Below are 9541 nucleotides of genomic sequence, written 5' to 3'. Positions count from 1 at the left end.
GTTCAACCCGGGCCTGGCGCTCTACATTCGGGTGAGGTCCGGTGCCGTTTCAGGCACCGGGCCTCTTCCGTTTTCCGGCTGTCTCGGCGGGCCTGCCGGCGGGTGTCAGCCGGGCTGGCGGTCGGAGCCGAGTTCGCGGGAGATCCGCAGGCCGACCTGGGCGACCACGGGGCCGAGGGTGCGGACGCGGGCGGCGGTCATCCGGGAGGTGAGGCCGGAGACGGAGAGGGCGGCGGTCACCTCGCCGGTGTGGTCGAAGATCGGGGCGGCGACGCAGCGGACCTCCGGTTCGTTCTCCCGGTCGTCGATCGAGTAGCCGCGGGCCCGGATCCTGGCCAGGTCGGCGCGTAGATGGGTCTCGTCGGCGATGGTCCAGGCGGTGACCGGGCGCAGTCCGGCGGCGACCACCTCGGTGACGGCCTCCTCGGGCAGCCAGGCCAGGATCGCCTTTCCGGTGGCGGTGCAGTAGGCCGGTGCCCGGCTGCCGACCCGGGAGGCCATCCGGACGTTGGTCTCGTCCTCGACCTTGTCCAGGTAGACGATCCCCGGGGCCTGCCAGACGGTGAGGTGGACGGTCTCGCCGGCCTCGCGCTGGAGCCGGCGCAGGTGCTCGGCGGCGACGGCGCGCAGGTCGAGGGTGGAGAGGTAGGCCTGGCCGAGGCGGAGCGAGCCGTGGCCGAGCCGGAACCAGCCGGTCTCCCGGTCGCGGTCGAGCAGGTGCTCGTCGAGCAGAGGGCCGGTCAGCCGCAGCACGGTGCTCTTGTTGAGGGCGAGCGCGTCGGCGAGCTGGCCGAGCGGCACGCCGCGGCCATCGCCGTGGTCGCGGACGTAGCCGAGGACGGCCAGCGCGCGGCGCAGTGAGGACGACTGGTTGCGGTCGCCGGTCGTGGCCTTCTTCGGCTTCGTACCGGCCGAAGCCTCAGCCGAACCACCAGCCGAACCACCGGCTGCAGCGTCGGCCGTACCGGCGGCCGGCGGCTCCTCGGCGCCGGCCTCCGCCCCGGTCCCCGTCTCCGTCATCGGCCCGATCCCCTCTCGTATCACCGCTGGACTGCGGCGGTTGTCAGACCGTACCCGTTCGCATCGCGTTCGCCGATTCTTCGACACAGCGTTGTGCAGTGCAAAACTTCCCGAAGTGCCTCTTGTTGCCCGCGAGGGCCCCCGCCTAACGTCCCTGGCATCGAGCAGGCGACGCAGCCCACCCGAGCGGTCGCTCTGCCGTACCCCCACATCAACGCGTTCACGCACCCACCATCGGCCCCGGTCAGGGCCTGCTTCGACGCGCCCGTCCCCAGCGGCGCACGTCTCGGCGGCAACTGTCGGGAGGGGAGGTCTCCACCCATGCGACTCATCAGACGGACCGCTGCGGCCGCCGTTCTCACCGCCACCTGTATCGCGGCGGCCGCCTGTTCGCCGGGCACCGCGCTGCCGGCCGGCGACAAGGCCGGCGACGACAAGACCGGCACGCTGCAGGTCTGGCTGTACAACGAGGCCGGCAACGCGGCGAAGGAAGCGGTGATCAGCAAGGCGGTCGCCGAGTTCCAGTCCTCCCACCAGGGCGTCACCGTCAACGTCAGCTACATCGACACCGACGCCTCGGCCCGCGCCGCCAAGATGAAGGGCGCGTTCAACGACCCGAACAGTGCCCCGGACCTGGTCGAGTTCGGCAACACCGATCTCCCGGGCTACGTCGCGGCCGGCGGCCTCGCCGAGATCGGCGCCGACCTCGACAAGTGGAAGGACAAGGGCGACCTCGACCCGGCGATCGCCAAGACCGCGGTGCTGGACGGCAAGACCTACGGCCTGCCCTGGTGGGTCGGCGTGCGCGCCCTCTACTTCCGCACCGACCTCTTCACCGAGGCCGGGCTGACCCCGCCGAAGTCGTACGACGAACTGGTCGCCGCCAACCAGAAGATCCACGCCGCGCACCCGGACACCTTCGGCATCGCGGTCGGCGGCAAGTACACCTTCGGTGCGCTGCCCTTCGTCTGGGACGCGGGCGGCGACATCGCGGCCAAGGACGGCGACAAGTACAAGGCCGACATCAACTCGGCCGCCTCACAGGCCGGTATCAAGCGCTACACCGACCTGTTCGGCGCCGACGGCTGCCCCGCCCAGCAGTGCGCGGACCTCACCGGCGGTAAGACGGTCGACCTGTTCGCGGCCGGCAAGTCCGCCATGGCGATCCTGCCCAACTCCAGCCGTAGCAAGGTCGACGCGGGCGCGGTCAAGGGCAAGTACGGTGTCGTCCCGCTGCCCGGCGAGAAGGCCGGTTCGATCGCCCCGGCGTTCGGCGGCGGCAACAACCTCGGCGTGATGAAGGCGGCCAAGCACCGCACCCTCGCCGTCGAGTTCGCCGAGCTGCTGGCGAGCCCCGGTTACCAGGAGCAGATGTACGACGCGATGGGCAACCTGCCGACCCTCAAGTCGGTCAACGACAAGGTCGCCGCCAAGGACGCCTTCCTCAAGCCGTTCACCGACACCATCGCGGCCGGGACCAGGTTCGTTCCGATGGACCAGGCGTGGGCGCAGATCGACGCGCAGGCCGTCATCCCGACCATGCTCCAGCAGATCGTCACCGGCAAGGCGGATGTGGCGAAGGCCTCGGGCGACGCGGCAACCCAGATCACCTCGGCCTTCGCGGGCCACTGAGCTACTCGGTGAGCGACTCACCGAGTAGCTCACCGGGCGACTCACCGAGTGGCTCACCGCACGGGTCGCCGAGCTGCTCGTTCAGCGACCCGGCCAACGGCCGAGCACCCGCCGAACCCCGCAGAACACCCCGCTGAGTGGCCCGACGGCCGGGCCACTCAGCCGCCGCCGGGCGACTCGGCCGCCCACCCGGCGCCCGACCGGGCGCCGACTCGGCACTCACTGAGAGCAGGTTCCCTGGCGGCCGGTCCCCGAGGCCGGCCCCGTAGAGAGCAGGTCCCGTACGTGTCCGCATCCACCACGACCGTCCCGGCGGCGCCGACTTCCCCGAGCGGGCGTCGCCGGGGCACCGGCCCGGCCGCGCCCCCGCGCGGCAGGCGCCGCACCCCGCTGCTGCTGCTCCTGCCGGCCGCGATCATCATGATCCCGCTGGTGGCGTACCCGATCTACCAGCTCGGTCTGCTGTCCGTGCTGGACTTCGGGCAGGCCCAGGCGTCCGGGGGAGCGCCGACCAGCTTCGTCGGCTTCGGCAACTACCAGAAGATCCTGAACGACGGCCAGTTCTGGTCGGTGCTGTTGCAGACGATCGGCTTCGCCGCCTTCTGCGTGGTCGCCACCCTGGCCGTCGGCGCCACCCTGGCGGTGCTGCTGACCAAGGTCGGCCGGGTGGCCCGGCTGGTCCTGACCACCGCCGCGATGGCGGCGTGGGCGGCGCCGGCGATGACCGGGTCGACGGTGTGGAGCTTCCTCTTCGACACCAACCTCGGCCTGGTCAACAAGACCCTGGTCAACCTCGGGCTCAGCGGCTTCCACGAGTTCAACTGGTTCTACGACAAGTGGACGGCGTTCCTGATCGTCGGGGCCGTGGTGGTCTGGCACTCCTTCCCCTTCGTGATGGTGACGCTCTACGCGGGCATCAGGGCGATCCCCGAGGAGATCCTGGAGGCCGCCGCCCTGGACGGCGCCAACACCTGGAACACCTTCCGCCGGATCACCGCCCCGATGCTGCGGCCGATCCTCACCATCGTGGTGATCCAGTCGGTCATCTGGGACTTCAAGGTCTTCACCCAGATCTACGTGATGACCGAGGGCGGCGGCATCGCCGGCCAGAACCTCGTCCTCAACGTGTACGCGTACCAGAAGGCCTTCGCCTCCTCCCAGTACGGACTGGGCGCGGCCATCGGTGTGATCATGCTGCTGATCCTGGTGATCCCGACGGTCTTCTACATCCGCACCCTGCGACGGACGGGAAATGAACTGTGAGCGCCCGTAGCCGCTGGCGGTTCGCCGCCAACACCACCGCCATCGTGGTGGCCGTCATCACCGCCTTCCCGATCTTCTGGATGGTGCTCTCGGCCTTCAAGCCCAAGGGCGAGGTGCAGTCCCTCGACCCCAAGCCGTGGACCACCCACCCCACGCTGGACAGCTTCCGCCAGGTGCTGAGCGTCGACGGGTTCGGCCGGTACTTCCTCAACAGCCTGGTCATCGCCCTGTCGGTGGTGGTGCTGTCGGCGCTGGTCGTCTTCCTGGCGGCGGTGGCGGTGACCCGCTTCCGGTTCAAGTTCCGCACCACCATCATGGTGATGTTCCTGATCGCCCAGATGATCCCGGTCGAGGCGCTGACCATCCCGCTGTTCTTCATGTTCCGCGACGCGGGCCGGTTCGCCCCCGGGATCGGCCTCAACACCCTGGCCTCGCTGATCCTGGTGCAGCTGGCGTTCTCGCTGCCGTTCGGCATCTGGATGATGCGCGGCTTCGTCGCCGCCGTACCGGTCTCCATCGAGGAGGCCGCCCAGATCGACGGCGCCAGCCGGTCCCGCATCCTCTGGCGGATCCTGCTGCCGCTGGTCGCGCCGGGCCTCGCCGCGACCAGTGTGTTCTCCTTCATCGCGGCCTGGAACGACTTCGTCTTCGCCAAGACCTTCATCATCAGCGCCACCGACAACCAGACCCTCCCCTCGGCCCTGCTGGTGTTCTTCAAGCCGGACGAGAACGACTGGGGCGGCATCATGGCGGCCTCCACCCTGATGACCGTGCCGGTGCTGATCTTCTTCATCGCGGTGCAGCGCAAGCTGGTCTCCGGGCTCGCGGGCGCGGTGAAGGACTGAGCCGCCCGGCCGGTTCCTGCTAGCGTCCCGGCCATGGATGTGGGGTCTGTGGGGTCTTCGGACCAGGGGCGTGCCGACCGGCAACTCGCCCAGATCGCCGAGACGGTGAGCCTCGCCCGCCGTCTCGGCGTCCGCGTCTGGCTGCGCGGCGGCTGGGCGATGGACTTCTTCCTCGGTGAACTCACCAGTGATCACGGGGGGATGGCCAAGTTACGTGCAGTGCTGAATCATTGATGGTCAGTCAGCTTGTTCCGGATGCTCGGGCCTGCCAGGAAGGGGGGCTCAGGAAACCCCGCGCGGCCGGAACTGGACGCTGATCCGCGGTCCCACCGGCCGGGCCGTCTTCGGGATCGCGTGCTCCCAGGTCCGCTGACACGAGCCGCCCATCACCACCAGGTCCCCGTGGCCGACCACCTGCCGCACCACGTGCGTGCCTTCGTTGCCTCCCTGGGCACCGCCCGGCCGGGGGCGCAGCAGCAGTGCGCGCGGCTCGCCCACCGAGAGGATCGCCACCATGGTGTCCTCCCGCTTGCCACGCCCGATCCGGTCCCCGTGCCAGGCGACACTGTCCCGGCCGTCCCGGTAGTAGCAGAGCCCCAGCGTCCGGAACGGCTCGCCCAGTTCCGTTGCGTAGTACGCGCTCAGCGCCGCCCGGGCCTCGCCCAGCACCGGGTGCGGCGGCTCGTCGGCTTCCCCGTAGTGCGCGAGCAGCCGTGGTACGTCCACCACCCGTTCGTACATCTCCCGCCGCTCGGCCCGCCACGGGACCTCCACCGCCAGCCGTTCGAACACCTCGTCCGCCCCGCCGAGCCATCCCGGCAGCACGTCCAGCCAGGCCCCCGCCCCGAGCACCACCCGCCGTACGCCTGCCAGCGGGCCCAGCCCGGCCCCGCCCCCGTCGGCGTCGTCGAACAACGAGGGCTGGCGGTGAACGGTGCTGTGCATGGTTCCAGCGTACGCTCATTTCGAACACCTGAGCGATTAGTCGAGCGACCGGCGACACCGGGCCGGGCGGGCCCGCGCGGACTGGTCGGCTCTGCGCGACGCAGCGGAACGTCATTTGCGCAGCGGGACGTAGCAGCGGGACGTAATTGCGGCGACAGGGGGCACCGGAACCGGCAGGATGTCCGGGTGAACAGCGTGACCATAAGCGACGAAGACCGTCGGCTTCTCGGGCTCTGGGCTGCCGATTGCGCCGAGCGGGTGCTGCCACTGTTCGAGGCGAAGGCTCCGTCCGACATCCGCCCGTGTGAGGCGATCGAGGGCATCCGGTTCTTCGCGCGCGACGGGAAGCGGACGGCACGACTGCGCTCCCTTGCCTTTGCGGCTCTCGTGGCCGCACGCGAGGTCGGCGATCCGGCTGCCACCGCCGCCGCTCGTGCCGCGGGCTACGCGGCGGCGACCCCTTACATCCACCCATTGGCCACCCCTCACCAGGCGAAACACGCCCTTGGGCCGGCGATGTACGTGGCGCGCGCTCGTGAGCTCGCGGCGGGCGACGACGTCGGCGCCGGTGACGAGGAGATCCGGTGGGCGATCGAGCACGCACCGTCGGCGGTTCGTGGGATTGTGCGGCAGATGCCGGTTTTCAGCCCCGGCCGCAGTCGACTGGAGGCGCTTCGCCACCAGCTCGACGCGGCCCTTCGCCGCTGACCGGTGAAGGGGGCGTCGCCCCGGGCGACCGGGGCGACAAGCATCTCGCCGGTTCGGACGGGCCTTCGGCCGCCGCCACGCCGGTCCCGACGAGCCCGCCTGTGAGCAGCCGGTGCGCGTCGTGATCGAATGAGCGTCCGGGCACGGCCCGCCGTCAGCCCTGGTCGACGGCGTCGGGGGTGAGGCCGTCCTGGGCCTGCTGGGCCCGCTCGGCCAGCAGGTGGGCGAACGCCGTCAGGACCGTCGCGTCGTGGGACGTGGGCTCGTCCGGGGCGGTGGCGCGGGTGTACAGCAGGGTGGTGCCGACCCTGACCAGGGCCTCCACCTCGTGGCCGCCGGTCGTCCGGGCCGTGCTCTGGTCGCCGATCCGGGGCAGGGGGACGGCTGTGGCGGCGCCGTCGGCCCGTTGGGAGGTGAGGTCGAAGGCCCGGCGCGCGGTCTCGGTGGACGCGAAACTCACGACGGTGAAGTTCACGGTGTACGGGGAGGCGCCGCGGAAGGTCACTGACGCGTAGCCCAGTTGCTGGTCGCAGGCGTCCGGCAGCAGGCAGCGGACTTCTCCGCCGGACCCGGTGCCCGCACTCGGGCCGCTCTCCAGCGTCCACCCGGCGGGCATGGCCTGGAGGTCTGGCAGGACGCCCCGCATCTGTCCGGGATCGCGCAGCGCGACCGCGCCGTGCGCGAGGCCGGGCACACCGGGCCGGAGGACGGGGCGCGACCCCAGGTGGATCCCGAGGGCGACCAGCGCGGCAACGACGATCAGCACCAGCGCCACCAGGACACTGCCGCCGGCGCGGCGGCCGGCCGTGGCGAGGCCGCCGCCCGGGATGCCGCCGACCGCCCGGAGCGTCAGCGTCGTCGCTGCCCCGGGCTTCGGAGGGGTGGGCTGGTGCGCCGGGTGACCCAGTTCGGTGGTGACCAGGTAGCGGGCGAACGCCTGGTCCGTGGCCAGCAGTTGGCCGACGGCGGCGGCCAGCCGGGCCTGTGCGTGCCGGTCCGACGGGGCCGCCTCCACCGCGTCCACCGCCTGAGCCCCGTCCGGGGTGCCGCGCAGCCGAGCCCGCACGACGTCGACTGCCGCGCCTCCCGTCGAGGTCGCGCTGTTCGCGGCCGTCCGAACGAGAGCACCGACCACGGCCCTGACCAGATCCTGCCCGTCTACCATGACAACTCCCCCTGTGGCATGAGTAGTTGTCTGCACGATCCCCGTGCGCACCCCGACCCAATCACGGCCTGCCGGGTGCGGGGGCGGTCCCGGCGGCGCTCGGTCGGCCGGGGCGGCCGATGCGGGGGCCGGTCAGGGGAGCAGGGCCAGCAGGGTGCCGAGGGGGAGCGAGGGGTTGGCCGCTGCCGCCTGCGCCGTCTCCCGGTCGGGTGCGGCGAGGAGCGTGATCAGGGTGTCCAGGGGCAGAGCCGGATGGGCGGCGGCCGGGCGGCGGGACTTGGGGTGGGCCAGACAGGCGAGGAGGGCGAGGGGCGTGGCGTCGGGGTGGTGGGCGATCGCGTGGAGGGCCCGGTGGGTGGCGAGTCGGCCGGTGGCCAGATACTCCAGCAGGGCCGGCGACGCGTTGGGGCTGGCGGCGGCCGCTGCGGCGGTCTGTGCTCCGAACCGGTCGACTGCGGAGCGCAGTTGGGCTTCGGAGAGATCGGGGTGCGAGGCGATGGACTTCACCACCTTGGCGTCCGGGTCGGCGGCCAGCGTGTCGCGGACCGCGGCGGGCAGGTCACGGCGGCGGGCCAGGAGCATCCGCAGCGCCGGGACGGTGGAGACCGCCAGCTGTTCGACCTCGGCCGGGGACGCTGCGGCGATCCGGGGGAGCAGCGTCGGCCCGATCCGGGTGGCGCCGGCGAGGAGGGCCAGGACGTCGAGGGGCACGTGCGGGTTGTGCGCGAGGCTGCGCTGGACGTCGTGGCCGCGGTCGGCGGCGAGCCGGCGGATCAGGGGCTCGTCGATGGCGGGGTTCTCGGCGAGGTTCGCCCGCACCCAGGGAACGGGGTCGTCGGCGAGCCGTCGGCCGGCCTCCGCGGGCAGATCGGGGCGGGCGGCGAGTTCCTGGCGCAGCAGCAGTGCGGGGTGGTCGGCGAAGCGGGCGGCGGCCTGCGCGGGCGTGCTCGGGTTGCGCAGCGCCGGCTGCTGGATCTCGGGGGAGTCGGTGAGCAGGACGGCCAGCGCGTCCGCCGGAGTCGCCTCGTTCGCCGCCGCCGCGCGGCGGACGCCGGGATCGGCGTGGGCGGCGAACCGGGCGGCCAGGTCCGCGCGTTCGGTCCAGAGCGCCAGCTCCTCGACGACGGTCGTCTCCCGGTCGGCCGCCAGTGCCTCGGCCACCTCGGACGGCAGGCCCGGGCAGCCGGCCAGCTTCACCCGGCGCTCCACGACCGGGTCCGTTGCGAACCGGCGCGCCCACTCCGGCCGCCCGCGGCCCACGTCCAGCAGGGCGAGTGCGGCGCCCGGCCGCCTGCCGGGGTCGATGTCGGCGGCTCCGATCCTGCCGTCGTAGGCGAGTCGCACGGCGACGGCCTCCGAATGCGCGGCCAGGGCGCGTGCCTGCGAAGGGCTGAGGTCCGGCCGGGCGGCGAGATGTTCGGCGAGCTCAGTGCCGTCGGCTTCAGCGAACGTCGGGACGTCCGCAGCTGTGCCCGCCTCCGCGATGAGACGGTCGACGACGGCGGACGGCAGAGCCGGGTTGGCGGCGAGCCCGTACAGGACGTGATCCACGGTGGCATCCTGACGGACTCCCGCCGACCCGGGCACCTTCTTTTCGGCCCCGGCCCCCAGCCCCCGGCCCCGGGCCCCCGGACGAAGGCCGGCGGGGGCCGGAGGGCGGTCAGCGCAGGTCGAAGACCAGACGGGCGCTGATCCTGCCCGCGAGGATGTCGTCGATGCAGGTGTTGACGTCGTCGAGTTTGCGGGTTTCGCGGATGACGCGGGTGCGGCCGAGGGCGTGCAGGCGGAAGACCTCGGCGAGGTCCTGGCGGGTGCCGACGATCGAGCCGGTCACCTTGGTGCCGTTCAGCACGGTCTCGAAGACGGGGAGTTCGAGCTTCCCTCCGGCGGGCAGGGCGACCAGCACCAGTGTGCCGCCCCGGCGCAGCGAGGCGTAGGCGGCCTGGAAGGAGGCGTTGCTCAC

10 protein-coding genes are annotated in these 9541 nt (G+C 72.1%); 5 read left to right on the top strand and 5 right to left on the bottom strand.

Annotation, left to right across the window (positions count from 1 at the left end; genetic code table 11):
- Positions 1–105: 105 nt before the first annotated feature.
- A complete protein-coding gene (locus AB0P06_RS19955) occupies positions 106–1020 on the bottom strand; it encodes an IclR family transcriptional regulator (protein ID WP_363609026.1) in 915 nt (304 codons plus the stop codon).
- A 321-nt stretch (positions 1021–1341) separates the two neighbouring features.
- Here AB0P06_RS19955 and AB0P06_RS19950 point away from each other — a divergent pair, with 321 nt between their 5' ends.
- The 4 genes from AB0P06_RS19950 to AB0P06_RS19935 all read left to right on the top strand — a co-directional run bounded on the left by AB0P06_RS19950 (position 1342) and on the right by AB0P06_RS19935 (position 4994).
- Positions 1342–2652 (top strand): extracellular solute-binding protein, encoded by a 1311-nt coding sequence (locus AB0P06_RS19950; protein ID WP_363609024.1) that lies wholly within the window; start codon positions 1342–1344, stop codon positions 2650–2652.
- Between the two features lie 285 nt (positions 2653–2937).
- Positions 2938–3915 (top strand): sugar ABC transporter permease, encoded by a 978-nt coding sequence (locus tag AB0P06_RS19945; RefSeq protein ID WP_363609022.1) that lies wholly within the window; start codon positions 2938–2940, stop codon positions 3913–3915.
- Entirely contained in the window at positions 3912–4760 is an 849-nt protein-coding gene (locus AB0P06_RS19940) for a carbohydrate ABC transporter permease (protein ID WP_363609020.1), read from the top strand. Before AB0P06_RS19945 ends, AB0P06_RS19940 begins: the two co-directional genes overlap by 4 nt.
- Before the next feature lie 48 nt (positions 4761–4808).
- Positions 4809–4994 carry a hypothetical protein gene (locus AB0P06_RS19935; RefSeq protein WP_363609018.1) on the top strand — a complete coding sequence of 62 codons (186 nt, stop codon included), beginning with the start codon at positions 4809–4811 and terminating at the stop codon, positions 4992–4994.
- 48 nt (positions 4995–5042) lie between these two features.
- Here the strand turns inward: AB0P06_RS19935 and AB0P06_RS19930 are convergent, their stop codons facing one another.
- Positions 5043–5705, bottom strand: coding sequence for an alpha-ketoglutarate-dependent dioxygenase AlkB (locus AB0P06_RS19930; protein WP_363609016.1), 663 nt, complete (start codon positions 5703–5705; stop codon positions 5043–5045).
- A gap of 186 nt (positions 5706–5891) precedes the next feature.
- Here AB0P06_RS19930 and AB0P06_RS19925 point away from each other — a divergent pair, with 186 nt between their 5' ends.
- Entirely contained in the window at positions 5892–6413 is a 522-nt protein-coding gene (locus tag AB0P06_RS19925) for a putative immunity protein (RefSeq protein WP_363609014.1), read from the top strand.
- 154 nt (positions 6414–6567) lie between these two features.
- On the opposite strand, the gene AB0P06_RS19920 is transcribed toward AB0P06_RS19925, so the two are convergent.
- The 3 genes from AB0P06_RS19920 to AB0P06_RS19910 form a co-directional block, all read right to left on the bottom strand.
- Positions 6568–7578 carry a hypothetical protein gene (locus AB0P06_RS19920; RefSeq protein ID WP_363609012.1) on the bottom strand — a complete coding sequence of 337 codons (1011 nt, stop codon included), beginning with the start codon at positions 7576–7578 and terminating at the stop codon, positions 6568–6570.
- A 132-nt stretch (positions 7579–7710) separates the two neighbouring features.
- Complete coding sequence (locus tag AB0P06_RS19915; protein WP_363609010.1) at positions 7711–9129, bottom strand: hypothetical protein; 1419 nt, start codon at positions 9127–9129, stop codon at positions 7711–7713.
- Between the two features lie 109 nt (positions 9130–9238).
- A partial coding sequence (locus AB0P06_RS19910) for a zinc-binding dehydrogenase (RefSeq protein ID WP_363609008.1) occupies positions 9239–9541 on the bottom strand: 303 nt, incomplete at its 5' end.

Source organism: Kitasatospora sp. NPDC088351 (assembly GCF_040685575.1).
In the GTDB taxonomy this organism is placed as follows: Bacteria; Actinomycetota; Actinomycetes; order Streptomycetales; family Streptomycetaceae; genus Kitasatospora.
This window is presented reverse-complemented; position numbering and strand designations above follow the sequence as displayed.

Excerpts from the sequence above, each read along its gene's own strand:
- AB0P06_RS19955 (WP_363609026.1), bottom strand. The coding sequence starts at position 1,020 with ATGACGGAGACGGGGACCGGGGCGGAGGCCGGCGCCGAGGAGCCGCCG.
- AB0P06_RS19950 (WP_363609024.1), top strand. The coding sequence starts at position 1,342 with ATGCGACTCATCAGACGGACCGCTGCGGCCGCCGTTCTCACCGCCACC.
- AB0P06_RS19930 (WP_363609016.1), bottom strand. The coding sequence starts at position 5,705 with ATGCACAGCACCGTTCACCGCCAGCCCTCGTTGTTCGACGACGCCGAC.
- AB0P06_RS19920 (WP_363609012.1), bottom strand. The coding sequence starts at position 7,578 with ATGGTAGACGGGCAGGATCTGGTCAGGGCCGTGGTCGGTGCTCTCGTT.